Here is a 26,496-nt window from a genome sequence, read left to right as displayed (position 1 = left end):
CATATTACGACAAACAATGTCGAATGAAGGGAATCGTTTAGGATTTTATTGTATCTTAATCCATTATTCAGAATATTAAAGGAGTTGATATCTTGCACCAGCCACTCAGTGAAGAAAAAGTTTTTAAGGACCCGGTACATAACTATATCCATGTTCAGGATACAGTGATATGGCGTTTGATCAATACTCCAGAGTTCCAACGCTTGCGTCGTATTCGGCAGTTGGGTACATCTTATCTTACGTTTCATGGAGCGGAGCATAGTCGATTTTCGCATTCGCTAGGTGTGTACGAAATTACACGGCGTATTATTTCCCAATTTGAACGCGATGAATTTTCCGATTGGCCGAAGGAAGAAAGTTTAGTCGCGCTGTGTGCAGCTTTGTTGCACGATGTGGGGCATGGCCCGTTTTCCCATTCTATAGAAGAAGCCTTTCATATGAATCACGAGGATTGGACATGCCGGATTGTATTGGGGAATACAGAGATTAACGCTGTGCTGCGGCAAGTCGATGAGGAGCTTCCTGCGAAGGTGGCTGCGGTAATTGCCAAAACGTACGACAAGCCGATTGTCGTAAACCTGGTCACAAGCCCACTGGATGCGGACCGTATGGATTATTTGCTGCGGGATGCGCACTCAACAGGCGTCAATTATGGCACCATAGATTTGGATCGTATTTTACGGTTGCTGCGTCCTCATAATGGAAGAATTGTTGTGAAGGAGTCAGGCATGCATGCGGTAGAGGATTATCTGATGTCGCGCTATCAGATGTATTGGCAAATTTATTTTCATCCTGTGACACGCAGCTCGGAAATTTTATTACGTAAAATTTTCAAGCGGGCGAAGGAGCTATTTAGAAACGGATATGAGTTTAGTTTTCTGCTGGAGCCGTTGCCGGACCTCTTTCGGGGAGAGCTTACGGTGGAACAATATCTGATGCTCGACGAGTCTTTGATTCAGACAGTGTTCAGTCAGTGGAAACGGGAAAAGGACGAGATTTTAAGCGATTTGAGTGCCCGTTTTATGGATCGCAAGCTGTATAAATATGTAGAGATCGAAAATATGGATACAGATACCATTGACAACATTCGGACAGCGCTGGAGCTGGCTGGTCTGCATCCGGAATATGATCTGGAAATTGATTTTCCGACGGATCTTCCTTATGATGTGTTTCGGCAGGGTGGCTCGACGGACAACCAGATTTTACTGCTGGGACGTAAAGGAGAAGTGAGAGAAATTTCCGAAGTGTCGGAAATTGTGCGCTCCATTAGCGGCATTCACCGGGGAAAATATCACATGTATTATCCCCAAAACAAATTGGATGGGGTAAAGGACAAGCTTCCTGCCGAAATAAGGAATTATTTTGTCAAACAATAGACAATTATATGCCAAATAAAGTAATAAAGGAGACAAAAAAACTTGAATTTATTCGACACTCACACTCATTTGGATGCGCCGCAATTTGACGAAGACCGCGAAGAAGTTATAGCACGCGCTGTCGAATCGGGAGTGACCCGAATGATTAATATCGGATTTAACCGTGAGACCATTCCGTCTACCATGAAATTGGCCGAAACGTATGATTTTATTTATGCGGCAATTGGATGGCATCCACAGGATGCGATCACGATGCAGGAGGGGGATCTGGAATGGATTGCATCGTTATGCAGTCATAAAAAAGTCGTGGCGATCGGAGAGATTGGCCTGGATTATTATTGGGACACGTCGCCGAAGGATGTACAGCATCGGGTGCTACGCAACCAGATTGGACTGGCTCGTGAGCTGAACATGCCTATTGTCATCCATAACCGGGATGCGCATGAAGATATTGTTAAGATTTTGCGTGAAGAAAAAGCGAGTGAGGTAGGCGGAGTGATGCACTCCTTTTCCGGGAGCTGGGAGACGGCTAAAATGGTGCTGGATATGGGCTTTCACCTCTCCTTTGGCGGGCCGATAACGTTCAAAAATGCCAAGCAGCCAAAGGAGGTACTGGCACAGGTGCCGCTGGAACGTCTGCTCATTGAAACGGACGCGCCCTACCTGACACCGCATCCGTTCCGCGGGAAGCGAAATGAGTCCGCACATGTGGGACTGGTCGCAGAGGCCGCAGCCCAAATCAAGGGAATAGCGGTGGAGGAATTAGTGTCAATAACGACCCAAAATGCCTTGGAACGATTTGACATTAAGTAAAAAAGTGAAGAAATCAATCAAAATAATGAGATAGACGAAGCTAATCATGAATTTGTTGCAGGAAACTCGAGAATATTACAATATTTTAACCTAATATTGTAGAAAATGTACTTGAAACCTGCTTTACAACATGCATAGAAACAGGATATCATCTTTTCAGTGAATTGTTGTTTGAATGTAAACACCAACAGCTCATTTCATGAACCAGTCTCGCTGAGTCCCTTTTACAGGGAACGGGGGAACCGATATGGCTTACAGTACGTCCGGTGTATGGGCAAGAAGGGAGCGTCTCTTCCGCCAGCCGGCTCGACCTAGATTCCTTTCCCGGATGGGATTGAACAGGTGGAGGGGCCGTATTTCGATTTCTTTCTGGGTCTTCGGGGTGAATGTGAAGGCGACCGCCATGAGCGGTTGACCCAAGCTAGGGCGTCTCTCTACGTCCGAACCCGACAGCTAACCCCGTAAGCGTAACAAGAGAGAAGCCATCTCGTGCATGATTTTTCCGCATATTCGCACATGTCGGAAGCCACGAAAGAGCTCTCTAGTCTCTTTCTCTGGCTTTTTTTGTTGTGAATAAAAGAAAATCTGTCATCATACTGTGATTAAACAGGGGAGGACAGCATGCCGCGAAGACGGGTACATGGTGCAGGACAGTCGCAGTACGGGCTTGTCTTGTAGAAAATCTGTTATAGTCACGTCAATCTCAACTATGTCTTACTCCAGACGGCGGGCTATGTAAGGAGGACGGAGGAAATGGGCATTTTCCAAAAACAGGAGACCCATGAGTCACGCTCATCCAGCATGTCTTACGTATTGCGTTGGAAGCAAGAAAATGTGCGCCAGGCTGCTTTGGTTGCTATTTTTCTAATCGCACTAACGATTATGATTTCAATTCTGGTGTACACTCAATCTAAAAAACAGGTCTTTTTTGTCATCGACGGTAAGGCATCTGCGGTAGAAACCCGGGAATCCCAGCTCCAAGATTTGCTCAAAGAGCATTCGATTTCACTTCAGCCGCATGATACGGTTTCGATGCCGCTGAACGGAGCAGTTCAGGATGGGGATCGCGTAGTTATCAAACGTGCCAATCAGGTCAAAGTATCCTCAGGCAATGAGACGAAAAAGTTGTACACAACAGAAAATACAGTAGAGGGTGCCATTCGCACCTCGGGCTATAAATTATCGTCAAATGATAAAGTTTACCCTGCTCTGGATGCCTCTGTTTCGTCTAACATGGACATAAAAATCGTCCGTGTGAAGAAACAGCAGGTCGAACAGAAGCAACAGGTGCCTTATCAGGTCATCAAAACGGCCGATCCGAGTCTCTATAAAGGCGATAATCGGGTCATCCAAAGCGGTAAAACGGGTGTTGTGGTCCAGCATGTTCAAAAGGTATACCATGACGGAAAATTGGTATCCAAGCAACTGGTAAACAAGGAAGTCGCGCAAAATCGTGTGGATAAGGTGATTGCGGTAGGAACGAAGAAAAAACCGGTCGTTCTGGCTGCTTCCGTCGGTCCCGAAGATGCCGTTAAGGCAACACGGGTTAGTTCGGGCAATGCTGTCCGTAAAGCAGGTGTGAATTTCAAATACAGTAAAGTATTACAAAACGTCTCCATGACGGCGTATTCCTCACAGGAGTCAGGTATCGGTACACGTACCGCATCCGGCACGCGTGTCACGGAAGGGCGCACCATTGCTGTCGATCCAAGTGTGATTCCAATCGGCTGGTGGGTGTATATTGAAGGGGTGGGCTTCCGCCGTGCGGAGGATACCGGTGGCGCGATTAAAGGCCACAAAATCGATGTGTATTATGAGAGTTTGAGTCAAGCCAATCAGTTTGGTCGGAAGCACGGAAAAACCGTATATGTGATTGGACCAGTGAAGCCTGAAATGAACTAAAAACGTGTTGTATATGTTTGGGTCAATGCGATACTATTAACATCATAGTTATGCCATGCTAAGAAGAGGATATCCTCTTCTTATTTTGTTTTCAAAAGCAGGGAAAGATGAATATAGCTTACTGTGTAGTAGTGGAGGGAAACGCAAATGATCAAGGAAGTGATCGTGGTAGAGGGCCGGGATGATACGGTGGCTATTCGCCGTGCTGTCGAGGCGGATACGATAGAAACGGGCGGCTCCGCCATCAATAAAATGACGTTGCGCAAAATTGCGTTGGCACAGGAGCGGCGGGGTGTCATTATTTTGACCGATCCCGATCATGCAGGGGAGCGCATCCGCAAAATTATCGCCTCCAAGGTGCCCGGTTGCAAGCAGGCCTTTATACCAGAGGCGGAAGCGACGCGCAAAGGGGATATTGGCGTAGAGAATGCCTCGCCTGAAGCGATCAGACACGCTCTCGCACGGGTGCATACGACGGTGGAAGGGGCTGATCCTCTAATCGATTGGGCCGATCTGATTGACGCCGGACTTATCACCCACCCAAATGCTGCTGCACGGCGTATGGCTTTGGGTAATGTGCTGGGTATTGGTTACTGTAACGGTAAGCAGCTACATAAACGGCTCGCTGTGTTCCAGATCAGCCGTGAGGAATTTGCCGGTGCGCTGGCACAAATTGAAAGTGAAGGATTGTGATATCCGTATGACAGGGATTCAAGATATAGCAACACCGCGGCGCACGAAGGAGATTATTCAGCGGCACGGGTTTTCGTTCAAAAAGAGTTTGGGACAAAATTTTCTGATTGATCAAAATATTCTGAACAAGATCGTGAATGCTGCGGGACTGGACGATACGAAGGGTGCACTTGAGATCGGTCCGGGGATTGGCGCTTTGACTGAGAAGCTGGCGCAATCAGCCAAGGTAGTTACTGCTGTCGAGATTGACCAGCGGCTCTTACCTATTCTCGAAGAGGTACTGGCCCCTTATGAGCATGTGAAGGTACGCCACGGAGATGTGCTGAAGCTGGATTTGCGCGAGGTATTCGCTTCCGATTTCGCCGGGGTCAGTAAAGTGAGCGTCGTCGCTAATCTGCCGTACTACGTCACTACACCGATTCTGATGAGGCTGCTGGAGGACAAGCTCCCTCTGGAGAATATCGTCGTCATGATCCAAAAGGAAGTGGCTGAGCGTATGGCTGCGTCTCCTGGGACGAAAGACTACGGCAGTTTGAGTATTGCAGTGCAATATTACAGCGAGCCTGAACTGGTCTGCATCGTACCGAATACGGTGTTTATTCCTCAACCGAATGTAGAATCGGCGGTCATCCGTCTGCGTGTGCGGGAAGTGCCTCCGGTAAAGGTGGTGGACGAGCAGCATTTCTTCGAAGTCGTTCATGCTTCCTTTGCTCAACGTCGCAAGACCATTTCGAATAACCTGAAAAGCCGCTTCTTTACCAAAGAGAACAGGGACACGCTGGAGCCGCTGTTGCTTCAGGCAGGCATAGAGCCTTCCCGTCGGGGCGAGACGCTGAGCATCGAGGAATTTGCGCGTCTGAGCGCTGTGCTGCTGGAGGCCGGGATTTCCTAATCTGACGCACAAGTGATCGCTTAGCAGCAGTCAGAGGGCGTCTGGTTGCGCTTTGCACGGTTGTGGCTGGCTTGTATAAGCTCCTGAGCATGGATAAGGAACCAAACTGTGCATTCACCCATACGATATGGGAGGGGTGATACAGTGTGATGATTTTAGGAGACTTGGTCGTTCGAAAATCGTACGGCGGAGATGTCACGTTTCGCGTTGAGGACATCCAGCGGGATAAAGTGATCATTAAAGGGACGGAATTTCGGCTGCTTGCCGATTCCCCCGTGAACGATCTGGTCAAGGTGCCTGCTGACCAGATTAGCGGGAAGACACGGCAAGCCCATATTAAGGCGGATGAGTCTCTCCATCTGTTGCAGCAGGCACGGCAGAAGCAAGCTGCCCGCAGTCAGGCGGCTTTGATCGGGGAGTGGAGTGATCCGGTGGAGTCGACGTATTTTGAAATGCCCGGCAAGGTACTTCATCTGGATGGGGATGCCGGCTATTTGAGAAAATGTCTCAGCCTATATGAGGAACTCCGCGTTCCTGCGGAGGGGCATCATGTACATGAATCAGCAATGGCCGACACGTTGTATCGGCTGCTTCCCCGTATTCGCCCGGATATCGTAGTCATTACCGGACACGACGGGGTATTGAAGCATCCGCAGCCTTATGATTTATATAGCCTGAAAAGCTATAAAAATTCGCAAAATTTTGTGGCGGCGATCCAGGTAGCGAGACAATATGAGCGTCATCTGGATTCATTGACGATTGTGGCGGGAGCATGTCAGTCCCATTTTGAAGCGCTGCTGCGTGCAGGAGCGAATTTTGCCAGTTCGCCAGGGCGCATTCTGATTCACGCGCTGGACCCGGTATATGTGGCTGCCAAGGCAGCCTTTACGTCGATTCGTGATACGGTCAACATGGGTGACTTGTTTCATCAGACGATCAGTGGCAGCCGTGGCGTGGGCGGTATCGAAACCCGGGGAAGCTATCGTATCGGTCTGCCCAAGCTCGAAAATTTGTCGACTCTTAAAGTAACGCCTTCTGCAATCTAGGGTTTAAACCTGTTGAATAGGATTTGCGTGGATAAAAAGCCTCTGGTTGCAGGGGCTTTTTGGCATTTTTATACGCATATTCCTGTTCGCAAAAAATTAAATTGACAAATTATTTTTCGTGTTGCTATAATATTTAGCTTGATTTGACATTGTCTCTAAAATTCGTTATAATGGACAAGGAAAGAGGTGGTCGTTAGGCAATGGCTAAAAATACGCTGTTGGAAATCAAACGCAGTCTCGACGCACATGTAGGGCAAAAAATTTTGCTGCGGGCTAACGGCGGACGCCGTAAGACCGTCGAACGAACTGGTGTCTTGGAAGAAACGTACCCTTCTGTTTTTATCGTCAAGCTGGATCAGGAGCAACAAACGTTCAAACGTGTCTCCTACAGCTATGCTGACATTCTTACTGAGTCGGTGGAAGTTACTGTATATGATCCCGACTCCCATACAAGTGTCGAATATTTTGACACACCTTAATTGATTTTATGTAATCTATACCGGCTTTGCAGGTTTAAAGGCGGCTTCGTCAGTTCAAATGACGAGGCCGTTTTGTATTTATAGGGCAGGATGAAGCATCGCGTCTCTGCGCATACTAAGGCGGGAATGATCTTCCTTATTCCACTGCCGAAGGAGGCGTATGCATGAGTCGAAGAAGACGAAGTGTCATGTCGGAAGAGCTTAAGTATGAGCTGGCCAAGGATCTTGGATTTTACGATACGGTCAAGGAAGAGGGCTGGGGAGGCATTAAAGCCAAGGATGCGGGCAATATGGTCAAGCGGGCCATTCAGCTTGCAGAGCAGGCAGCTTCCCGCAAATCGTAGCCATCGGCGGTGCTGACGAAAAAGCGGGGATATCCGGTTCATACCGGGTGATCTCCGCTTTTTTGAACCTCATGACTTGACAGGCTGAGTCTGATATAATATGTTAAGCTGTCTTGAGGGAAAAGTTGAAGGTGGGTGAACGCCTTGAAAATATACGAAAAAGCACCGGCGAAAATCAATTTAATGCTTGATGTATTACGTAAGCGGGATGATGGGTATCACGAGGTCGAAATGATTATGACCATGGTCGATCTGTCCGATCGTTTGACGATGTCTGAGCTACCGCGTGATACGATTATTATTTCAAGCCAGGCCGGGTACATACCGCTAGATGAGAAAAATCTGGCTTTTCAGGCCGCGCGTCTGATTAAGGAACGTTATGATGTCTCTACGGGCGTGCATATCCATCTGGACAAGCATATCCCGGTAGCCGCAGGATTGGCAGGCGGAAGCAGTGATGCCGCGGCAGCGCTGCGTGGGCTGAACAAGCTGTGGAAGCTTGGCATCTCGGATGCTGAATTAAGAGTACTGGGCGCAGAGCTTGGCTCTGACGTGCCCTTCTGTATTACAGGCGGTACAGCTTTAGCGAGCGGGCGCGGGGAATTGCTTAAGCCACTTCCGAACCCGCCCCAATGCTGGGTGATTCTCGCGAAGCTGCCGATCAATGTATCGACGGCTGAAGTGTACGGACGCGTCAAAGCGGATCAGATCACGCATCATCCGTCTGCCCGGCAGATGGAGCAAGCGATCCTTAACGCTTCTTTTACCGATGTGTGTAATGCGCTCGGGAATGTACTGGAGGATGTCACACTCAAGCTGCATCCGGAGGTGGAGCATCTTAAAAACTCCATGATCCGACTGGGAGCGGATGGGGTGCTGATGTCAGGCAGTGGTCCTACGGTGTTCGGGCTGGTGTCGAAGGAAGCCAAAGTACCGCGCATCTATAACGGACTCAGAGGATTTTGCAAGGATGTATACGCAGTACGACTTTTGACCTGATTTTGGTTATTTATTTCTAATTTTAGTGGTATTTGTTGTACAAATACGTACGAAGATGATATATTTACTATTAAATATTCGGATTTTACTATATCACTTACATTCCGCCAGCAGCCGGCCAGTCCGCCGGTGCTTTTACTGTACGAAGCGGGCGGCAGGAGAAGAATAGATCGCGAGGAATTGTTGTGAAAAAACTTAAAAGAAGCTCACGATTGGTGGAAATGACACAATTTTTGCTGTCACGGCCGCATACGCTGGTGCCTCTTACGCATTTTGCGGATCGTTATGGGGCGGCTAAATCGTCCATAAGCGAAGACCTGGCCATTATCAAGGAAGTATTTGAGGATGAAGGTATTGGTGAGCTTCTGACGTTGGCGGGAGCGGCAGGGGGCGTTAAGCTGATCCCAAGACTATCCAAGGAACATGCGCTCACATTTGCGAATGATCTGTGTGCTCAGTTGGAGCAACCGGATCGCATCTTACCCGGAGGGTATTTGTATCTGTCGGATCTGCTGGGCCAACCGGCGATGATGAATGAGGCGGGTAAAATATTCGCTACTGCATTTGCCAACAGACAGATCGATGTGGTTATGACGGTGGAAACCAAAGGCATTCCGCTTGCATATGCTACCGGAGCACAGCTAAACTTGCCAGTTGTCCTCGTACGGCGTGACCATCAGGTGACGGAGGGCTCGGCAGTGAGTATTAATTACGTCTCAGGATCACAAAAGAGCCTGCATACGATGTCATTGTCCAGACGTGCTATGCGCGAGAAATCACGTGTACTCATCGTGGATGATTTTATGAAGGCAGGCGGTACGATTCAGGGGATGGTCGACTTGCTGGCTGAATTTGATGCTGAGGTAGCTGGAGTAGGTGTGCTGGTAGAATCAGGCGAGGTGGAGAACGAAGAGCGCTTGCTGCACGATTATATTTCACTGGCGAATCTGACCACGGTCGATTCCCGAAGCAAGCAAATTACAGTCAAGCTGGGGAATTATTTTGATGAGTCTACAGGTCAGTAAAATGTCACAATTCATCAAAAAATACCTAAATATGTCGAAAAGAAATCTTTTCAAAAAAATTACCTGAATTTAGGATACCATTTGTCCAAAAAAAGAAGGAATTCGAAATGCTGTGTGGAATGTATACACCAAGTCCTATTTGGAAAAAGGTGGTGAAACACACATGCAGATTACGGATGTCAGACTCCGCCGAGTGAACTCAGAAGGAAGAATGAAGGCGATTGCATCCATTACGATTGATAACGAGTTTGTTGTTCATGACATTCGGGTTATCGACGGTAATAACGGGATGTTCGTGGCTATGCCTAGCAAACGAACCCCGGACGGAGAGTTTCGCGATATCGCTCATCCAATATCTTCAGGAACCCGGGAGAAGATCCAGGCTGCTGTACTTACTGAGTACGAACGCGCGGCGGTGGATGAAGGAGTAGCTATTGAAGAAGGCGCTTAATTCGCCTAAAGCAAGATTGGGGTACAAAAGAAAAAGAGAGCCACAAACTGTGGCTCTCTTTTCTTTTTGTCTGGAATGAGATATATTCTTTAATGAGTTAACAGTCAGTTTTAAGGCAACTTGGAGCCATCCGGGCTGCCGAAGCGACTTTTTCATAAGACAGGGATCGAGCAGCAATGCGTCCCGGGGGATGAATGTCCAGCACAAGCTGGCCTGAAAAAATAGCCATTAACTAAAGGTTCGCCGTTATTTTTCAGGAGGATTGTGAAAAGGTAAGAAAAATCTGATCTGGAAATTAACGTTTTAGCCAAAGGGAAATTGTTATTTTCAGGATAGGAGGTTGGACTTGTTGGAAAGGTTGGCAGTCATTCTTGCCGCAGGGCAGGGAAAACGTATGAAATCCAAATTATATAAAGTTCTGCATCCGGTATGCGGGAAACCGATGGTCGGTCATGTACTCGACACGGTTCGTGAAATCGGAGTGTCCCGCAGTGTGGTGATCGTGGGTCACGGTGCGGAAGCGGTACAGTCTTATTTGGGACCGGCGGCAGAATATGCGCTTCAGGCAGAGCAGTTGGGAACGGGGCATGCTGTCAAGCAGGCCAAAGACTTGCTCGGTCAGGAGAAAGGTACGACCATCGTCATCTGTGGAGACACCCCCTTGATCACAGCGGAAACGCTGGAGGGCTTGGTGCAGCTACATGAGAGTCGGGGAGCTGCCGCAACGATTCTGACCGCTGAGCTGGACGACCCTAAGGGGTACGGCCGGGTCATCCGTGATGCTGCGGGAGCAGTGCTCAAGATCGTGGAGCAGAAGGATTGCTCACCTGAGGAAGATGCTGTTCGGGAAATCAACACGGGAACGTATTGCTTTGATAATGCCAAGCTGTTCGCAGCGTTGGACAAAGTAACCAACACCAATGCACAGCAGGAATACTACCTGACAGATGTCATTGGTATTTTGCATGGCGAAGGCGAGAAGGTTGAGGCATATTTAACAGATGATATGTCGGAATCCATCGGTGTGAACGACAGGGTTGCTTTATCAGTTGCTGAGGGATACATGCAGGAACGCATTGTGCGCAAGCATATGCTGAACGGTGTGACCATCATTGACCCATCCTCTACCTACATCGAGAGTGAGGTTGTCATTGGCTCCGATACCGTGCTATACCCGAACACATGGCTGCGCGGCCGAACGCAAATCGGCGAAGATTGTGTGATTGGTCCGCAGACTGAAATTCAGGACACCCTGATTCATTCGGGCGCAACGGTGAAGCATTCGGTGTTGAACGAAGCCGAAGTGGGCAGCAGCACATCTGTGGGTCCATTTGCCTACCTGCGTCCAGGTGCGAAGCTGGGCGAGCATGTGAAGATTGGTGATTTTGTTGAGGTGAAAAATGCGACTATTGGTGATCATTCCAAGGTGTCTCATTTGAGTTATGTCGGTGATGCCAAGGTCGGTACAAATGTTAATATCGGTTGCGGGGCAATAACGGTTAATTATGATGGATATAATAAATCTATTACAGAAATTGAAGACGATGCCTTTATTGGCAGCAATGTGAATCTGATCGCCCCGATTAAGATCGGAAAAGGTGCTTATGTCGTAGCAGGCTCCACCGTAACACATGCTGTCCCTGATAACGATCTGGCTATTGCCAGACCACGTCAAGAGAACAAAGCCGGATATGCGGATAAAATCCGCGCGCGTGCCAAAGCGAAGAAGAAAAGATCGGAATAACCTTAATCAGCAAGCCGTTGAATCTGTAATGAATGAATCAGCACGGAGGGTTTCTATAAATGACTTATTGCGATTCCAAACTCAAAATATTTACTTGTAACTCCAATCCGAAGTTGGCCCACCAGATTGCGGACTATATCGGAATTCCAATGGGGGAATCCCATACCACATCGTTTAGTGACGGTGAAATTCAAATCAAGCTGTCTGAAAGTGTGCGTGGTTGCCACGTATACATTGTGCAGTCGACTTGTCTGCCAGTTAACGACAACTTGATGGAGTTACTGGTTATGATTGATGCACTCAAGCGGGCTTCCGCCAAAAGCATTAATGTCGTTATGCCATATTACGGCTATGCCCGTCAGGATCGGAAAGCACGTTCGCGTGATCCGATCACGGCGAAGCTTGTCGCTAACCTGATTGAAAAAGCGGGTGCTCACCGTGTAATTAGTATGGATTTGCATGCGATGCAAATTCAGGGATTCTTTGATATTCCGGTGGATCACATGTTCGGCGCGCCAATTCTGGCCCAGTATTTCCGTTCGAAGCAGATTGAAAATCCGGTTGTCGTTTCCCCTGACCACGGTGGTGTTGTGCGTGCGCGGAAGTTAGCGGATTTCCTGAATGCTCCGCTGGCTATTATCGACAAACGTCGTCCTGAGCCGAACGTAAGTGAAGTAATGAACATCATCGGAAATATTGAGGGTAAAACTGCTATTCTGATTGATGACATTATTGATACAGCGGGAACCATCGTGCTGGGCGCGAATGCGCTCAAGGAAGGCGGCGTAACGGACGTGTATGCGTGCTGTACGCATGCCGTGCTCTCCGGGCCTGCTATGGAAAGACTGGAGAATTCACCGTTAAAAGAGGTGGTCGTGACGGATACCATTCCAATCGTTCACCCCAATCCGACAAGCAAGCTGAAGGTATTATCTGTGGCCCCATTAATGGGAGAAGCCATTATCCGTGTGCATGAGGAATTGTCAATCAGCAAACTGTTTGAAATCGAATAAGCGCTGGCTCATTAAAAAAAGGGGTTGCCTCTTCCAACTGGAAAAGGTAACCCCTATCAGCATGTCAGGCTAAAAGCCCGGTCTGGATATAAACGTGAAGCACTGACGATTGTATAGCGTGTCTTCCATTTCGACAAAATGCTCGTTAAAACGCGCAATGATGCCAATCTGGATATGTACATTCCCGTCATAGACTTGGACAGGAACCGAATGTTTTAAATGATATAGAAAATGGCTGTCATATAAGAGGATATCACCCTGATTGAGCATACCAGCACGCACCTTCCTGTTCAGTATAACTATTTTACCAAAAAATCAGGACTTCGAAAGAGGGTGTCACGGTTTATGAAGTGGATTGTAGGATTGGGCAACCCCGGTCCCCAATACGAAAAAACGAGACATAATGTTGGATTTATGGCGCTGGATGCTCTGGCCGCCCGTCATAACATCCAGATTAACCAAAGCAAATGCAAGGCATTGATTGGAGAAGGACATATTGGCGGAGTAAAAACCGTGCTGATCAAGCCGATGACCTATATGAATCTCTCGGGCGAGTCTCTGCGTGCTTATATGGACTATTACAAAGCGGATATGGATGATTTGGTCGTGGTTTACGATGATTTGGATACAGAAGTCGGCAAAATAAGACTCCGCTATCAAGGTAGTGCAGGCGGGCATAACGGGATCAAGTCGATTATCCAGCATACCGGCACACAATCCTTTAATCGGGTTCGTATGGGTATTTCCCGCCCTGAGCCTGGATACGCCATTGTGGACTACGTTCTGGGAACCTTTCCTAAGAAGGAGAAGGAATTGCTGGCTGGAATGATAGAGGACACGTGTGATGCTTTGGAATACAGCTTGGATCATCCTTTTGAACGGACCATGGCTGAATTCAATAAGTAAGGTCTGGAACAGGCAGGATGGGCTTAAATGGGAGTTTGTTGGACATACTGAAAGGTATAGATAACTTTCAGGAGGCATATACATTACATGATTGTGAATTATGTATGCAGACATTGTCGAACTTTCTTGGGACGGATTGATTCCGCTGCAATAACCGAAGAAAGGTTGGGCTTCCATTCCTTGACCCCTGCCGAACGTAGAGATATAATAGCGTATAATTCGGGCGGTGAAGTGACCGTCAAAGTCATTTGCGAGCATTGCAACCAGGCGCTGGAAAATAATCCGGAGCTAAGCCTGCTCGTAAATCCGCTCCAATAACAGGTATTCAACTGGTCTCATGTACCAGCTTGAGAGGTGAAGCGGCAATCCCGCTTATGGAGCCTTGGCAGCATTGCTGAGGCTTCTTTTTCGGTTTGCTGCTTTCCCCAGAGTAAGCGTGTAATACCTGTTGCTATTCAGTTACATGCCGTTATTGTGAATAAATTTACATGCAACTATTTATAAGCATAAAGGGGTGCCTTTTTTGTTACAAGCACTTATTCAGGCTTTTACCAAGGATGCTGATTATGCATCCATTGCAGCAGGTATATCATCAGGCATGAAGGAACAGCTCATATCTGGTTTGTCGGGCTCTTCCCGACAGGTACTGATGGCCGCGCTTGCCGAAGATACCGGACGACCGATCCTGGTCATGACGCACAACATGTTTGCCGCTCAAAAAATAGCAGATGATTTGCAGGAAGCGCTTCCTCCTGAACGGGTTTTGTTGTACCCCTCGAATGAGCTGGTGGCTGCTGAAGCCGCCATATCCAGCCCGGAGACGCTATCCCAACGAATTGAAGTATTGATACGATGCGCCCAGGGTTTTCGTGGGATTGTTGTCGTGCCGTTTTCTGGTGTCCGGCGTTTGCTGCCGCTTCCAGAGACGTGGCGTGAAGCCCGAATCGAGCTAAAAGAAGGCGAAACGATCCAACTGGAGACATTTTTGCTGCATATGGTCGAGATGGGGTACCAGCGGGTGGAGCGTGTAGAGTCACGTGGAGAGATGAGTGTCCGTGGCGGGATTATCGATTTTTATCCGATGACAACCCGTTGGGGCTACCGCGTGGAGCTGTTCGATGATGAAATTGACTCCATCCGTATGTTCGACCCGCAAGATCAGCGTTCGGTGGAAAAGGTACAGGAAGTTATCGTAACGCCGTGTAAGGAAGTCATCGCGGATAGTGCTCGTATGGATCAGGCGGCAGATGCCGCTGCGATTCTGTTGGAGGAGCAGCTCGGCAAAATGACAGACCGTCAGGCCAAGCTGCATCTGAAAGAGGAGATTCACCGCGAAATTGAGCTGCTGCGTGAGCATGTGTATTTTGACGAAATCTATAAATATATCTCGTTGTTGTATCCCGAACGCAAAACCTTGGCAGATTACATGCCGGAAGACACCATTCTGATCATTGACGAGCCGGCGCGGATGCTGGAAACAGCCAAGCAGCTTGAACGGGATGAGTCCGAGTGGAATTTGCATTTGCTTCAAAACGGTAAAACGTTACCGCAGCTAGAGCTGTCGGATAACGCGGACAATCTGCTGTATAACCGGAGATTCCAAACGTTGTTCCTGTCGATCTTCCTCCGTCAGGTTCCGCATACACAGCCGCAAAATATTTTGAATTTCATCTGCCGGGGCATGCAGGATTTCCACGGTCAAATGAATGTGCTCAAGGCGGAAATGGATCGCTGGCGCAAGGCGGGCACACAGGTTATGATGCTGGCGAGTGGGGACGAGCGGCTGGATCGGATGCGCCGGGTGCTTCAGGATTACGGTATTGATGAGCCAACGATGGCTATCGGCAATTTGCAAAGTGGTTTTGAGATGCCATCTATTCATTTGGCAGTGATTACCGAGGGCGAAATGTTCTCGCAAAAGCAGCGCAAAGCACGCAAGCAGGGCCGCCATGTGGACAACGCAGAGCGGATTAAGAGCTATAGCGAGCTGAAGGTGGGCGACTATGTCGTACACCAGAATCACGGGATCGGGAAGTACATGGGGATCGGTACGCTGGAGGTTGGCGGTATCCATAAGGATTACATGCACATTCTCTATGCGGGCGGCGATAAGCTGTCTGTACCGATTGAGCAGATTGACCTAATTCAGAAGTATGTCGGCTCAGAGGACAAGGAACCTAAGATTTACAAGCTGGGCGGAAATGAATGGATACGGGTGAAGAGCAAGGTTCGCAGCTCGGTTCAGGACATTGCTGATGATTTGATCAAGCTGTACGCAGAACGGCAGTCAGCGCCGGGTTTTGCTTTTGAAAAGGATTCACCGGAACAGCAGGAATTTGAGGATATGTTCCCGTATGAAGAGACACGTGACCAGATTCGGGCAATTGAAGAGATCAAGAAGGACATGGAGCAGAGCCGTCCGATGGATCGTTTGCTGTGTGGTGATGTGGGCTACGGCAAGACAGAGGTTGCCATCCGCGCTGCGTTTAAGTCGGCTATTGAGGGCAAGCAGGTGGCCGTGTTAGTACCGACGACGATTTTGGCACAGCAGCATTATGAGACGTTCCGTGAGCGCTTTTCCGGGTATCCGTTCAACATTCAGGTGTTGAGCCGTTTCCGTTCGCGCAAGGAGCAGAATGAGACGATTAAAGGGGTTCGTCAGGGGACGGTCGATATTGTCATTGGCACCCATCGCTTGTTGTCGCAGGATCTGGTGTTTAAGGATCTGGGGATGCTCATTGTCGATGAGGAGCAGCGGTTTGGCGTGACGCATAAGGAAAAGCTGAAAAAGCTGAAAACGAATGTGGACGTGCTGACGTTAACGGCTACGCCTATCCCGCGTACGCTACATATGTCTATGCTCGGGGTTCGCGATTTGTCGGTCATTGAGACACCGCCGGAAAACCGTTTTCCCGTGCAGACTTATGTTGTCGAGCACAGCCAGACGTTGGTGCGTGAGGCGATTGAACGCGAGATGGCACGCGGAGGACAGGTGTACTACCTGTATAATCGCGTACAGGGTATTCAGGAAATGGCTGCCGAGATCAATGCGCTTGTGCCGGATGCCAAGGTGGGCGTGGGTCATGGTCAGATGTCCGAATCCGAGCTGGAGAAGACCATTTTGGACTTCCTGGACGGTGAATACGATGTACTGGTCAGCACCAGCATTATTGAGACGGGGGTAGATATTCCGAATGTGAATACACTCATCGTGCATGATGCCGATAAAATGGGGTTGTCCCAGCTTTATCAGCTGCGTGGGCGTGTAGGCCGTTCCAACCGGATTGCCTATGCTTATTTTACGTACCAGCGGGATAAGGTGTTGACGGAAGTGGCAGAGAAGCGCCTTCAGTCGATCAAGGAGTTTACGGAGTTGGGCTCCGGGTTCAAGATCGCGATGCGCGATTTGTCGATTCGCGGAGCGGGGAATTTGCTCGGTGCAGAGCAGCACGGATTCATTGCATCCGTCGGTTTTGACCTTTACTCGCAAATGCTGGCTGAGGAAATTAATAAACGTAAGGTTAGCGTACTTGGAGAAGAAGATCTGTCGAATCGAAATTGGAGTACGTCCATTGATTTGGGCGTGGATGCTTACCTGCCAGGAGATTATATTTACGACAGTATTCAGAAGATTGAGATTTATAAAAAGGTCGCGGCAGTCAGCACGTTTGACGAGGCTATGGAGCTGGAGGATGAGCTGGTCGACCGCTTTGGCGACTTGCCGGAGGCTGTGCGTCATTTGCTGGCTGTGGCCCGTCTCAAGGTGTACGGACGCATGTATGGCATTGAGTCCATTGTCCAGCGGGATGACAACATCGTGTTGAAATTCCACGAAGGGCGCCAGCAGGCGGTACAGACCGCCAAACTTGCGGAGATTGGCAATCGCTTTGAAAGACGTGTACAATTTGAACAGGGCACTCCTATGAGTGCACGCATCAAAGGCAGAGGTCTGGATGATCCACAGATACTAGAGCTGCTGGAGCAATTTTTGAGTGCACTAAAAGATGCATTCACATTGAAGGAGGAACTGCAAAATGTCACAACCAAATAAAAGAAAACCTTGGAGAATGCTATCGGTGGCCATTGCCGCGGTGCTGGCTATATCGGTGCTGGCGGCATGTACGAAGCAAGCCGAGGAGAGTAAGGTCAAGGACCAACCGAAGGACAGTAGTAAGGTTGTCGTGACCTACACTGGCGGAACCATTACGGAAAATGAGTTTAACCAGGAAATCAGTATGATGAAATTCCTGTATCCGGAATATGGAGCGATGCTTGCTTCGGATCAGGTGCGGGAGCAAATTGCCAAGCAAGAAGTGGTGTACAAGCTTCTGGCTGAAAAAGCAGACGATAAGTCCAAGGAACAGGGCGCCAAAGAAGGAACCGAACAACTGGAGCAGTATAAAAAGTCGGTTGGAGATGCTAAATTCAAGACATTTTTAAGTGATCAAAAACTGACTGAGCAGGGTGTGAAGGATTACTTTACCCGTGTGATGACGGTGATCAACAGTGAGACGAACAAAGTGACGGACGATCAGTTGAAACAGGAATTTGAGAAAAACAAAGATCAATTCACGACAGCAACCGTGCGTCATGTACTGATTAATTTCCAGGATCCAAAAACGAAAAAAGAACGCAAGAAAGAAGATGCTCTCAAGCTGGCCAAAGAAGTGAAGGCGAAGCTGGATGGCGGAGCTGATTTTGCGACGATTGCCAAGAAATACTCAGAAGATCCGGGTTCGGCTTCCAATGGCGGTTTGTATGAGAATGCATCCGTAGCCCAATGGGTGCCTGCTTTCAAAGAAGCAGCCGAGAAGCAGCAGATCAATAAAATCGGTGATCCGGTGGAAACGGAATACGGATATCACGTCATCAAGGTGGAATCCCGCAATGAGCCTACGTTTGATAAATTGAAGGACAACGAAAAGGCTGCTCTGAAAAACAAGCTGGCTGGTGAAAGTATTCAAAACTTTACCGAAAAAGATTTGGCGAAGCTTGATTTGAAAATCAACCTGCCGAAAGTACCTGCTACGCAAGAGAAAAGTGGCACCACATCGGGCACTGGCAGCACAACTGCGCCTGGAGGCACAACAAGTGGTACCAGTGATACCAAAGCAGGAACAACCAAGGACGGAGCTACAACCGAAGGTAAATAACTGAACATGCATAAGGAATTGGGAACAGATGAATACTATGGTCAGATATCACCATAAACACCATGACCGTGACGTTCTTCGTGACCGCTTCCGGGGGAGCGGAAGCGTCTTTCGATACCGTCAGTAGTTGACTAAATTCTTCTTGAGAAAGTGGGGCAACATGTGAAATGAAAGCTACTGGTATAGTTCGCCGTATTGATGATCTGGGGCGGGTAGTTATTCCTAAGGAAATTCGCCGCACCTTGAGAATTCGTGAAGGAGATCCGCTTGAAATTTTTGTGGATCGTGACGGAGAAGTCATTTTGAAAAAGTATTCACCTATCGGTGAACTTGGTGATTTCGCCAAAGAATACGCTGAGTCCCTGTTTGAAAGCACAGGCCATATTACGATGATCACCGACCGCGACACCATTATTACGGTGGCCGGAGGCTCCAAAAAAGAGTTTCTGGACAAGCCGGTCGGCAGCATTATCGAAGGCAGTATGGATAATCGCAAAACGGTACTGGAAACAGCCAGCGGCTCCTATGAGCTGACCCGAGACCACGAAGAAACACTTTCGTCCTTTGTGGCGGCTCCCATTGTTTCGGGTGGTGATCCTATTGGTTCCGTTGTGTTGCTGAACAAGGACGAAAACGTGAAGATGGCCGAAATGGAGATCAAAATGGCTGAAACAGCCGCTGGTTTCCTCGGCAAACAAATGGAACAGTAATCCCCCGTTCCGACCCTGTAAGACGTATTGAATGGCGAAAGCCGTCTGTCGTCTTGCAGGGTTTTTTTCTTTCCGGAGAAAGAGGCGGTATAATAGGACTCGTGAAAGATGCATATTTCAGGTAGGAGTGGGGAACGGACGATGCAGGAAAATCGCGCCGCATCGCGGCTGCTACGGGGTGCTGTCATTTTGACACTGGCGGCGGTAGCGAGCAAGCTGATCGGCACATTGCAAAAAATCCCGCTGCAAAATATCGGCGGTGACGGCGTTTTCGGTATTTATAATACGGTTTATCCTTTCTATACGCTGTTGATTACCATTGCTGCTGCTGGATTTCCGGCAGCGATATCCAAATTTGTAGCAGAGTATGAGGCGGTGGGAAACCGAGCCGCAGGGCAACGTGTAGCCCGGTTATCTTCCCTTGTATTGGGCATGTTTGGTGTGATTCTGGGTGTGCTGATGTATACGTGCGCACCGCTGATCGGTCAGTGGATCGACAATGCTCATGTCATTCCCTCGGTGAGGGCGGCGGCCTTTGCCTTTTTGTTCGTGCCGGTTATGGCGGGGCTAAGGGGATATTTTCAGGGTTTGCAAAATATGATCCCGACCGCTGTTTCCCAAGTGACGGAGCAGACGGTACGAGTGGGTGTGATGATCATGCTGTTGCTGCTCATGCTGTCGCAAGGAGCCGGACCCGATATGATTGCTGCCGGGGCTGTTTTTGGTTCTGCGGCTGGCGGGGCAGCGGGTCTGGTCGTCATGGTGCTATTCTGGCGCAACCACAGGAAGAAGCTCAGAAGGCAAGGGAGGCTGTCTGAGCAGGCTTTGCGGGTCGCTGGGAAGACAGAACAGATGGGCATACAGGAGACTGCGTCTGGACGTTCTGGCGTCATAGAGAGAACGACGGACGATTTGGTGAGTGGCAGTCGTGCTGTCGTATCAGGTGTGCTAGAGAGTGCAGCCGGGACAGCGCAGGAACGGGCTGGAGAAGCCCACCGGACGGAGAGCTACGGTGCTTTGCTAAAAGCATTGCTTCGTTATGCCCTGCCTGTTTGCCTGGGAGCGCTGGCGGTTCCGCTGATTAGTTTGGTAGACACCTTTACTGTGCCTCGCTTGTTAAAGCAGGAGGGATTGGACGATACAGGAGTTATGGTGGCCTTCGGTGTCTATAACCGAGGACTACCGCTTGTACAACTGGTGATGATGTTTGCCACCACGCTGTCGGCACTGTTCATTCCGTCGTTGGCGGAAGCCCGGGTAACGGGCGGCACGGAGCTGGCGCGCCGCCAGTGTGAGCAATCGCTGCGCTGGTTCTGGCTGTTGGGACTAGCCGCCGCGACAGGCTTAATTGTGCTGGCGGTACCCGTCAATGTGATGTTGTACGCGGATGACACCGGTAGCGGAGTCATCCGCTGGATGGCGCTGACTGCCGTAGGCGGCACGCTCAGCATCATCTCGGCGGCGCTACTGCAAGGGCTGGGCGCAGTTCGCGCCCCAGCCTTGGCGATGCTCGCCGCAGCCGCAGCCAAGGCGTTGCTGAACTGGCTGCTCGTGCCGCCGCTGGGCACGGCTGGCGCCGCCATCGCGGGAGCCGCCGCCTATCTGCTGGCGGCGGCGATCAACATCGCGCTGCTCGCCCGCCTGGCGGGGCTGCGCTGGAGCTGGTCCGCCAGCGTGCTCAAGCCGGCGGCACTGCTTGCCGCCTTGGCCTGCGCAGCTGCGGCGGCGATGTGGGGCACCAGCGCGGCGCTGGGTGCCTTGGGGTGGGTCGCCGGAGGCCGTGCCACGGCGGCGGCGGAAAGCCTGCTGGGCGTAGCCGCAGGCGCCGTGGTGTTCGTGATCGGCCTCGCACGCTTGAGGCTGATCACAGAGGCGGAGCTTGCGGCGGTGCCCAAGCTCGGACGCCCACTGGCAGCCCTGCTGCGCAGACTGCGCGTGCTGGCGTAGCCTTGTGGCTATGCCGCTTGCGGTTGAGCGGTGGGGTAGACATTTTATGAGCCTGTATATACTTTGTGGTATAGTAGTGCCAAAGCAAAGGAAGCGGAAGCAGGCAACGCACCGTATATTTACGGAGTGTGTGCCACGTTTCTGCGGAACGGAGGATTGGACATGAGCGCAGTACTAACAGTCGTAGGATTAGGCTCGGGAGACCCGGATCAGCTTACGATAGGGATATTGAACAAAATGCGGGGCGCTTCGGCGCTGTATCTGCGGACGAAGGAGCACCCGGCAGTTAAGGTACTGGATGAGTTTGGAGTGGCCTTCGAGTCGTTTGACACCGTGTATGAGACAAAGGAATCTTTTCCAGAGGTATACGAGGAAATTACCAGTCAGTTGATAGCAGCTGCTAAAGCAGCGGACGGAAGCGAAATCGTCTATGCCGTTCCGGGTCATCCGATGGTAGCGGAAGCGGCGGTACAATTGCTCAAAGAGCGTTGCCCTGCGCAGGACATTAAACTGAACATCCTTGGCGGCGAAAGTTTTCTGGATGAAGCTTTTGTGCGTCTGGGTTTTGACCCGATTGAAGGTTTCCAGTTGTTGGACGCAGGTACGCTGGATGCGAGCTGGCTTCAACCTCAGTTGCACACGCTGATCGGACAAGTATATGACACGTTTACGGCTTCGGATGTGAAGCTGTGTTTAATGGAGCGCTATCCTGACGACTATGAGGTCTATGTAGGTCATGCGCTTGGTGTGGAGGGCGAGGAAGCGGTGCATAAAGTGCCACTGTACGAGCTGGATCGGGTGGAGGGCTACGGAAACTTGTCTCTGGTGTACATACCGCGCAGTGAAAATGAGGCGCTGAAACGGCGTTCTTTTGACCGTCTGCATGAGATTGTTGATATTTTACGCAGTCCGGAAGGTTGTCCATGGGACCGGGAACAGACACATCAGTCGATCCGCAAAAATTTGATCGAGGAAACCTATGAAGTCATCGAAACGATAGATGAGGACGACCCTGAGCACATGAAGGAAGAGCTGGGTGATCTGCTGCTGCAAATTTTGCTGCATGCCCAGATGGAAGAGGAAGTCGGAACCTTCAATGTGTATGATGTGATTCAAGGGCTGAATGACAAGCTGATATTCCGCCATCCGCACGTGTTTGGAGACAATCAGGCGAATGATGCGGAAGAGGCGCTGCAAAACTGGGAACAGATGAAAGCCGAGGAAAAACGGATGAAAGGCACAGCGTCAGCACAACCTTCCGTACTGGATGGTGTCCCGCGTGATTTGCCTGCTCTCATGAAGTCGTACAAGCTCCAGAAAAAGGCGGCAAAAGTAGGCTTTAACTGGGAGAACATTGAAGGTGTATTCGATAAATTGGACGAAGAAGTGGCTGAGCTGAAGGAAGCAGTTCGTGAGGGACATTCCGTGGATGCGCAGTTGCTGGAGTTGGGCGACGTGCTATTTGTTGCCGTGAACGCAGCCCGTTTTATGGGAGTTGATCCGGAAGAGGCGCTGTCGGCCACCAACCGCAAATTTGTCGACCGATTCCAGTACATTGAGGAACGATTACGCGAGCAGGGACGACGTCCCGAGGACAGCAGCGTAGATGAGATGGAGACGTACTGGCAGGAAGCGAAAAAGACTCTTGGCAGACACTAGGCCGTAAAGGCTGAAAATCCCCTTGTGAAGCGTGTTGGTTTGAGAAGACTTGCCAATGGGGAGGCTTTTGTAGTAGGATGTTGGCTTAACTGGGGTCGAATTAAAAAACGACTGCCATTGCAGGATTTTTAAGGCCAAGCCAGAATAACTTGTAGTAATTCTGAAAATAACTGTTTTCTACGGGCAACCGTATTCCAGTTGTGTTCAGAGCGGCTTCGGCCGGAGTTTGACCTCACGTCTGCCCCATTTCATGGACATGCAGCGCGATGATTATTTTTTGATATTTGGGAGGCTTTTAACTTATGAACAAGACAGATCTGATCAACAATATTTCCAGCAAAAGCGGTTTGAGCAAACGTGACGTTGAAGCTGTATTGAATGGCGTTCTTGGTGAAATTACAGATGCACTCGCCAGCGGTGACAAAGTGCAACTGATCGGCTTTGGTACTTTCGAAACGCGCAAGCGTTCCAGCCGTACAGGCCGCAATCCACAAACCGGTAACACGATTGAGATTCCAGAATCGACCGTTCCTGCTTTTAAAGCCGGTAATAAGCTTAAAGAAGCCGTTAACTAATGCGTCTTGATAAATTCTTGAAAGTCTCGCGGCTGATTAAGCGGCGTACGGTAGCCAAGGACGTCTCCGAACAGGGGAGAGTCGTGGTGAACGGACGCGAAGCCAAGCCGAGCAGTGCGGTCAAAGTAGGCGATGAAATTACCGTCCAGTTTGGCCAGAAGCTGGTGACTGTGCGAGTGGAACGGCTCGCCGACACTACACGCAAGGACGAGGCTGCAAGTATGTACACATTAGTGAAGGAAGAGCCCATTGCCAGAGACAATGGTTTGAACTGGTAACTGGATCTGACTTTCTAATATGCAGTACATTAAAGCATCCCTTCATATTTACATGAAGGGATGCTTTTTCTTATGCAGTTTCTTATTCGTGCAGTTCTAAATCCCGTTGTCCCCTTCATAAGCTAAGAACAGAAGGAGGGGTACATGCCATGATTGAACAAGGGAAGCCCAAGCACCATGACCTGCGCATGCAAAGCCGAAAGCAGCTCGACATTTCAGGCGTCAGCAATGTGGAGAGCTTCGATAGTGAAGAGTTCCTGCTTCAGACCGAGCTGGGTCATCTCACCATTCGCGGACAGCATTTACATATCAAAAATCTCAGTCTGGAAGAGGGGCTGCTGTCCATTGAAGGTCTGATTACTTCCCTCGTCTACCTGGAGCCCGGGGCCCCGGCCAAAAACGGAAAAAGCCTATTCGGCAAGCTCTTCAAATGAACCCTCACACACAATGGCTGACATTGACGTGGATGCTGCTGTCGGGCATAGCCATGGGAGTGGTGTTCGACAGCTACCGGGTGCTGTCCATCCGCTTTCATTTTGCCCGTTGGAGCATTCATATGTTGGACGTGCTGTATTGGGTGGCCTCGGCCCTGTTTATTTTCCGTGTGCTGTACGCGAGTAATCGCGGTGAGCTGCGGTTTTATGTCTTTTTAGGACTACTTTTGGGGGTTTGGCTCTATTTTTGGGCCTTTAGTGTTACAACCCAACGTTTTGTGGTAATGTTATTAAAGATAGTCCGCAGACTGACGTTGATCGTGAACAGCATACTGCGCATCCTGATTGTTCATCCGGTGTTGGCGCTGTATCGGCTGGTACGCAAGCTGGTCGGATGGACATGGGCACTCATTGTGTTCCTGGGAAGGATGCTGATATACATCCTGATGCCGGTTTGGAAGCCGCTCGTTTGGCTGATCGGTCCGCTTAAAGCGCGCTGGAGGACTCCAGAATTGCTTGTGAAGATCGGCATCAGACTGAAAAACACAGCAAAAAGATGGTTTGGAAGGAGGTAGTATCATGCGTAATTCGTCTGTAGATCGCCATTCGTCTCCTACGTCCAAGTCCAACGCCGGCGGGCGCAGGCGAATCATGATTTGGTTGCTATCGCTTGCCGCCTTTGGTAGTTGGGCTATTTTCACCTTTTTTTCTCAAGGTATGATTATGGCCGATCGAAGTGAACAGCTCACCCAGAAGGAAAAACAGAAGCAAGCTGCTACACAAACGGAACAACAGCTCCAAACTGAAGTCAATCGTCTCAAGGACCCCGAGTATATCGGAGAAATTGCCAGAAGCAAGTACGGTCTTTACAAACCGGAAGAGACGCCGATCATCGGGGAGCAAAAATAGGCGCATCATCGGGCCAATGCTTAGTTGACCTTGGTTCCGCCATTTTGTATAATCAAATCACCACAGCGGGATTTTTTTGCAAAAAAATCGGTTGTATATTTTAAGGGAGGATCATTTTATTCTATGGCAATTGAAGTGGGCACCAAGTTAGAGGGCAAAGTGACAGGCATCACGCATTTTGGAGCATTTGTGGATTTGTCTGGAGGTGTCACGGGTCTCGTTCACATCTCGGAAATCGCCGATAACTACGTTAAGGATGTTAACGATCACCTGAAGATTAATGATGTCGTGACGGTGAAAGTCATTAATGTTGACAAAGACGGAAAAATCGGACTTTCCATTAAGCAAACGATTGACAAGCCGGCAAGTGAAGCCCGTCCGCCAAGAGCTCCAAGACCGGAGCGCACAGGAGGACCAGGCGGAGGCGACCGTTTCGGCGGTGGAGGTTCAGGTCCAAGTCAAGGACGCGGAGGCGGTGGTGGCGGTGGTTTCAACCGCGATCGTGGAGGCCGTTCGTTCAAGCCTGCACCGGGTAAACCTTCATTTGAGGATAAAATGTCACGCTTCCTGAAAGATAGTGAGGAACGCATTTCGTCGCTGAAAAAGAACACCGAAGGTAAACGCGGAGGACGCGGCGCGAAGCGTGTTTAATTCACTTTGACAACCGTATCAACCATACACGGAAAACCGTACAGTCGAAAGACTGCTACGGTTTTTTTGCGTTCTGCCGACAATAGTTGAAATACGTGCAGGGCGATGGGAGCGTGGGAGATCCATCTGACTGTAATCTTGCATGCGTTTTATGATATTCAAGATTTGTTGAAGAAAAAGCAGGGCAATCAAGCTGAAAAGTGGACGTTTTTTTTGTCGTGTGGACATAATCGTCCGACAAACTCCAACGGTTTTCCGTCTATCTTCTGGGCTAATCGCTAGTCTAAGCGAAAGTGTGGGCGACAGGAAGAGGTCTTGTAAGGAGAGGGAGTTCGTAATTACCATACGCTTCCAAGCGGGCGTGGCTTGGCATTGGGACGGATGCTCTGTGCTTTCGCGCAGAACGTTTTTTTGTCGGAAATTTCTTGGAATAAGACGTGAGGTTCTGACAAACTTTCTCAATCGTTCCGGTTTAAGATGGGAACATCAAATTGATG

Annotated in this window: 27 protein-coding genes and 1 riboswitch; of the genes, 26 read left to right on the top strand and 1 reads right to left on the bottom strand. The window is 49.6% G+C overall.

From position 1 onward, the window contains the following. Positions 1-92: 92 nt before the first annotated feature. The 13 genes from ASL14_RS12005 (at position 93) to ASL14_RS11945 (ending at position 12,777) form a co-directional block, all read left to right on the top strand. Positions 93-1,376 carry an HD domain-containing protein gene (locus ASL14_RS12005; RefSeq protein ID WP_134911746.1) on the top strand — a complete coding sequence of 428 codons (1,284 nt, stop codon included), beginning with the start codon at positions 93-95 and terminating at the stop codon, positions 1,374-1,376. 42 nt (positions 1,377-1,418) lie between these two features. Continuing rightward, positions 1,419-2,189 carry a TatD family hydrolase gene (locus ASL14_RS12000; RefSeq protein WP_134911745.1) on the top strand — a complete coding sequence of 257 codons (771 nt, stop codon included), beginning with the start codon at positions 1,419-1,421 and terminating at the stop codon, positions 2,187-2,189. Between the two features lie 201 nt (positions 2,190-2,390). Next, positions 2,391-2,673, top strand: a riboswitch (cyclic di-AMP (ydaO/yuaA leader). A 269-nt stretch (positions 2,674-2,942) separates the two neighbouring features. Further along, positions 2,943-4,091, top strand: a complete 1,149-nt coding sequence (locus ASL14_RS11995) for a resuscitation-promoting factor (protein WP_134911744.1) — start codon at positions 2,943-2,945, stop codon at positions 4,089-4,091. Positions 4,092-4,238: 147 nt separating this feature from the next. After that, complete coding sequence (gene rnmV, locus ASL14_RS11990) at positions 4,239-4,784, top strand: ribonuclease M5 (RefSeq protein ID WP_014279030.1); 546 nt, start codon at positions 4,239-4,241, stop codon at positions 4,782-4,784. A gap of 7 nt (positions 4,785-4,791) precedes the next feature. After that, positions 4,792-5,676, top strand: coding sequence for a 16S rRNA (adenine(1518)-N(6)/adenine(1519)-N(6))-dimethyltransferase RsmA (gene rsmA, locus ASL14_RS11985; protein ID WP_134914526.1), 885 nt, complete (start codon positions 4,792-4,794; stop codon positions 5,674-5,676). Between the two features lie 149 nt (positions 5,677-5,825). Then, complete coding sequence (gene yabG, locus ASL14_RS11980) at positions 5,826-6,722, top strand: sporulation peptidase YabG (protein WP_134914525.1); 897 nt, start codon at positions 5,826-5,828, stop codon at positions 6,720-6,722. Positions 6,723-6,922: 200 nt separating this feature from the next. Further along, complete coding sequence (gene veg / locus ASL14_RS11975) at positions 6,923-7,201, top strand: biofilm formation stimulator Veg (RefSeq protein WP_014279033.1); 279 nt, start codon at positions 6,923-6,925, stop codon at positions 7,199-7,201. A gap of 164 nt (positions 7,202-7,365) precedes the next feature. Continuing rightward, a complete protein-coding gene (locus ASL14_RS11970; RefSeq protein WP_007428013.1) occupies positions 7,366-7,545 on the top strand; it encodes a small, acid-soluble spore protein, alpha/beta type in 180 nt (59 codons plus the stop codon). Positions 7,546-7,689: 144 nt separating this feature from the next. After that, a complete protein-coding gene (gene ispE / locus ASL14_RS11965) occupies positions 7,690-8,544 on the top strand; it encodes a 4-(cytidine 5'-diphospho)-2-C-methyl-D-erythritol kinase (protein ID WP_134911743.1) in 855 nt (284 codons plus the stop codon). 185 nt (positions 8,545-8,729) lie between these two features. Further along, on the top strand, positions 8,730-9,569 hold the full coding sequence (gene purR / locus ASL14_RS11960) for a pur operon repressor (protein ID WP_134911742.1): 840 nt from the start codon (positions 8,730-8,732) through the stop codon (positions 9,567-9,569). 163 nt (positions 9,570-9,732) lie between these two features. Continuing rightward, positions 9,733-10,020, top strand: a complete 288-nt coding sequence (spoVG, locus tag ASL14_RS11955; protein WP_134911741.1) for a septation regulator SpoVG — start codon at positions 9,733-9,735, stop codon at positions 10,018-10,020. Between the two features lie 346 nt (positions 10,021-10,366). Beyond that, a complete protein-coding gene (gene glmU, locus ASL14_RS11950) occupies positions 10,367-11,764 on the top strand; it encodes a bifunctional UDP-N-acetylglucosamine diphosphorylase/glucosamine-1-phosphate N-acetyltransferase GlmU (protein ID WP_134911740.1) in 1,398 nt (465 codons plus the stop codon). Between the two features lie 59 nt (positions 11,765-11,823). Beyond that, positions 11,824-12,777, top strand: a complete 954-nt coding sequence (locus ASL14_RS11945) for a ribose-phosphate diphosphokinase (protein ID WP_014279037.1) — start codon at positions 11,824-11,826, stop codon at positions 12,775-12,777. Between the two features lie 69 nt (positions 12,778-12,846). Here ASL14_RS11945 and ASL14_RS11940 read toward each other — a convergent pair whose 3' ends face one another. Continuing rightward, positions 12,847-13,047: a hypothetical protein gene (locus ASL14_RS11940; protein WP_134911739.1), complete on the bottom strand. Its 201-nt coding sequence runs from the start codon at positions 13,045-13,047 to the stop codon at positions 12,847-12,849. A gap of 75 nt (positions 13,048-13,122) precedes the next feature. Here ASL14_RS11940 and pth point away from each other — a divergent pair, with 75 nt between their 5' ends. The 13 genes from pth to ASL14_RS11875 all read left to right on the top strand — a co-directional run bounded on the left by pth (position 13,123) and on the right by ASL14_RS11875 (position 25,999). Further along, a complete protein-coding gene (gene pth, locus ASL14_RS11935) occupies positions 13,123-13,683 on the top strand; it encodes an aminoacyl-tRNA hydrolase (protein WP_134911738.1) in 561 nt (186 codons plus the stop codon). A gap of 87 nt (positions 13,684-13,770) precedes the next feature. Then, positions 13,771-14,001, top strand: a complete 231-nt coding sequence (locus tag ASL14_RS11930; protein ID WP_025682476.1) for an anti-sigma-F factor Fin — start codon at positions 13,771-13,773, stop codon at positions 13,999-14,001. Between the two features lie 205 nt (positions 14,002-14,206). Beyond that, the gene (mfd, locus tag ASL14_RS11925; protein WP_134911737.1) at positions 14,207-17,734 is read left to right on the top strand and encodes a transcription-repair coupling factor; all 3,528 of its coding nucleotides are present in this window, start codon (positions 14,207-14,209) and stop codon (positions 17,732-17,734) included. Then, positions 17,718-18,836, top strand: a complete 1,119-nt coding sequence (locus tag ASL14_RS11920; RefSeq protein WP_134911736.1) for a peptidylprolyl isomerase — start codon at positions 17,718-17,720, stop codon at positions 18,834-18,836. The genes mfd and ASL14_RS11920 overlap by 17 nt, the downstream gene beginning before the upstream one ends. 167 nt (positions 18,837-19,003) lie before the next feature. After that, positions 19,004-19,546 carry a stage V sporulation protein T gene (gene spoVT, locus ASL14_RS11915; protein WP_134911735.1) on the top strand — a complete coding sequence of 181 codons (543 nt, stop codon included), beginning with the start codon at positions 19,004-19,006 and terminating at the stop codon, positions 19,544-19,546. A 141-nt stretch (positions 19,547-19,687) separates the two neighbouring features. Next, positions 19,688-21,493, top strand: a complete 1,806-nt coding sequence (locus ASL14_RS11910; protein ID WP_134911734.1) for a putative polysaccharide biosynthesis protein — start codon at positions 19,688-19,690, stop codon at positions 21,491-21,493. Between the two features lie 162 nt (positions 21,494-21,655). Further along, the gene (gene mazG / locus ASL14_RS11905) at positions 21,656-23,152 is read left to right on the top strand and encodes a bifunctional methyltransferase/pyrophosphohydrolase YabN (protein WP_134911733.1); all 1,497 of its coding nucleotides are present in this window, start codon (positions 21,656-21,658) and stop codon (positions 23,150-23,152) included. A gap of 302 nt (positions 23,153-23,454) precedes the next feature. Then, positions 23,455-23,727, top strand: coding sequence for an HU family DNA-binding protein (locus ASL14_RS11900; RefSeq protein ID WP_007428028.1), 273 nt, complete (start codon positions 23,455-23,457; stop codon positions 23,725-23,727). Beyond that, a complete protein-coding gene (locus ASL14_RS11895) occupies positions 23,727-24,005 on the top strand; it encodes an RNA-binding S4 domain-containing protein (RefSeq protein WP_014599342.1) in 279 nt (92 codons plus the stop codon). Before ASL14_RS11900 ends, ASL14_RS11895 begins: the two co-directional genes overlap by 1 nt. A gap of 149 nt (positions 24,006-24,154) precedes the next feature. Continuing rightward, entirely contained in the window at positions 24,155-24,439 is a 285-nt protein-coding gene (gene yabP, locus ASL14_RS11890) for a sporulation protein YabP (RefSeq protein WP_014279048.1), read from the top strand. Next, a complete protein-coding gene (gene yabQ / locus ASL14_RS11885; protein ID WP_134911732.1) occupies positions 24,436-25,014 on the top strand; it encodes a spore cortex biosynthesis protein YabQ in 579 nt (192 codons plus the stop codon). The genes yabP and yabQ overlap by 4 nt, the downstream gene beginning before the upstream one ends. A 4-nt stretch (positions 25,015-25,018) precedes the next feature. Further along, the gene (locus tag ASL14_RS11880) at positions 25,019-25,348 is read left to right on the top strand and encodes an FtsB family cell division protein (protein WP_044646042.1); all 330 of its coding nucleotides are present in this window, start codon (positions 25,019-25,021) and stop codon (positions 25,346-25,348) included. 123 nt (positions 25,349-25,471) lie between these two features. After that, on the top strand, positions 25,472-25,999 hold the full coding sequence (locus ASL14_RS11875) for a S1 domain-containing RNA-binding protein (RefSeq protein WP_025683065.1): 528 nt from the start codon (positions 25,472-25,474) through the stop codon (positions 25,997-25,999). The last annotated feature ends 497 nt before the right edge of the window (positions 26,000-26,496 follow it).

This window comes from Paenibacillus sp. IHB B 3084 (assembly GCF_001447315.1).
Taxonomy (GTDB): domain Bacteria; phylum Bacillota; class Bacilli; order Paenibacillales; family Paenibacillaceae; genus Paenibacillus.
Note: the sequence above shows the minus strand (reverse complement) of the source record. Positions and strands in the feature narration are given on the sequence as shown.

Coding starts and splice junctions, on each gene's coding strand:
- ASL14_RS11930 (WP_025682476.1), top strand. CDS start 13,771: ATGATTGTGAATTATGTATGCAGACATTGTCGAACTTTCTTGGGACGG.
- veg (WP_014279033.1), top strand. CDS start 6,923: ATGGCTAAAAATACGCTGTTGGAAATCAAACGCAGTCTCGACGCACAT.
- rsmA (WP_134914526.1), top strand. CDS start 4,792: ATGACAGGGATTCAAGATATAGCAACACCGCGGCGCACGAAGGAGATT.
- pth (WP_134911738.1), top strand. CDS start 13,123: ATGAAGTGGATTGTAGGATTGGGCAACCCCGGTCCCCAATACGAAAAA.
- ASL14_RS11940 (WP_134911739.1), bottom strand. CDS start 13,047: ATGCTCAATCAGGGTGATATCCTCTTATATGACAGCCATTTTCTATAT.
- yabP (WP_014279048.1), top strand. CDS start 24,155: ATGATTGAACAAGGGAAGCCCAAGCACCATGACCTGCGCATGCAAAGC.
- ASL14_RS11910 (WP_134911734.1), top strand. CDS start 19,688: ATGCAGGAAAATCGCGCCGCATCGCGGCTGCTACGGGGTGCTGTCATT.
- spoVG (WP_134911741.1), top strand. CDS start 9,733: ATGCAGATTACGGATGTCAGACTCCGCCGAGTGAACTCAGAAGGAAGA.
- ASL14_RS11895 (WP_014599342.1), top strand. CDS start 23,727: ATGCGTCTTGATAAATTCTTGAAAGTCTCGCGGCTGATTAAGCGGCGT.
- ASL14_RS11970 (WP_007428013.1), top strand. CDS start 7,366: ATGAGTCGAAGAAGACGAAGTGTCATGTCGGAAGAGCTTAAGTATGAG.
- ASL14_RS11880 (WP_044646042.1), top strand. CDS start 25,019: ATGCGTAATTCGTCTGTAGATCGCCATTCGTCTCCTACGTCCAAGTCC.
- ASL14_RS11900 (WP_007428028.1), top strand. CDS start 23,455: ATGAACAAGACAGATCTGATCAACAATATTTCCAGCAAAAGCGGTTTG.
- rnmV (WP_014279030.1), top strand. CDS start 4,239: ATGATCAAGGAAGTGATCGTGGTAGAGGGCCGGGATGATACGGTGGCT.
- ASL14_RS11875 (WP_025683065.1), top strand. CDS start 25,472: ATGGCAATTGAAGTGGGCACCAAGTTAGAGGGCAAAGTGACAGGCATC.
- yabG (WP_134914525.1), top strand. CDS start 5,826: ATGATTTTAGGAGACTTGGTCGTTCGAAAATCGTACGGCGGAGATGTC.
- ASL14_RS11920 (WP_134911736.1), top strand. CDS start 17,718: ATGTCACAACCAAATAAAAGAAAACCTTGGAGAATGCTATCGGTGGCC.
- spoVT (WP_134911735.1), top strand. CDS start 19,004: ATGAAAGCTACTGGTATAGTTCGCCGTATTGATGATCTGGGGCGGGTA.
- yabQ (WP_134911732.1), top strand. CDS start 24,436: ATGAACCCTCACACACAATGGCTGACATTGACGTGGATGCTGCTGTCG.
- ASL14_RS11945 (WP_014279037.1), top strand. CDS start 11,824: ATGACTTATTGCGATTCCAAACTCAAAATATTTACTTGTAACTCCAAT.
- ASL14_RS11995 (WP_134911744.1), top strand. CDS start 2,943: ATGGGCATTTTCCAAAAACAGGAGACCCATGAGTCACGCTCATCCAGC.
- mazG (WP_134911733.1), top strand. CDS start 21,656: ATGAGCGCAGTACTAACAGTCGTAGGATTAGGCTCGGGAGACCCGGAT.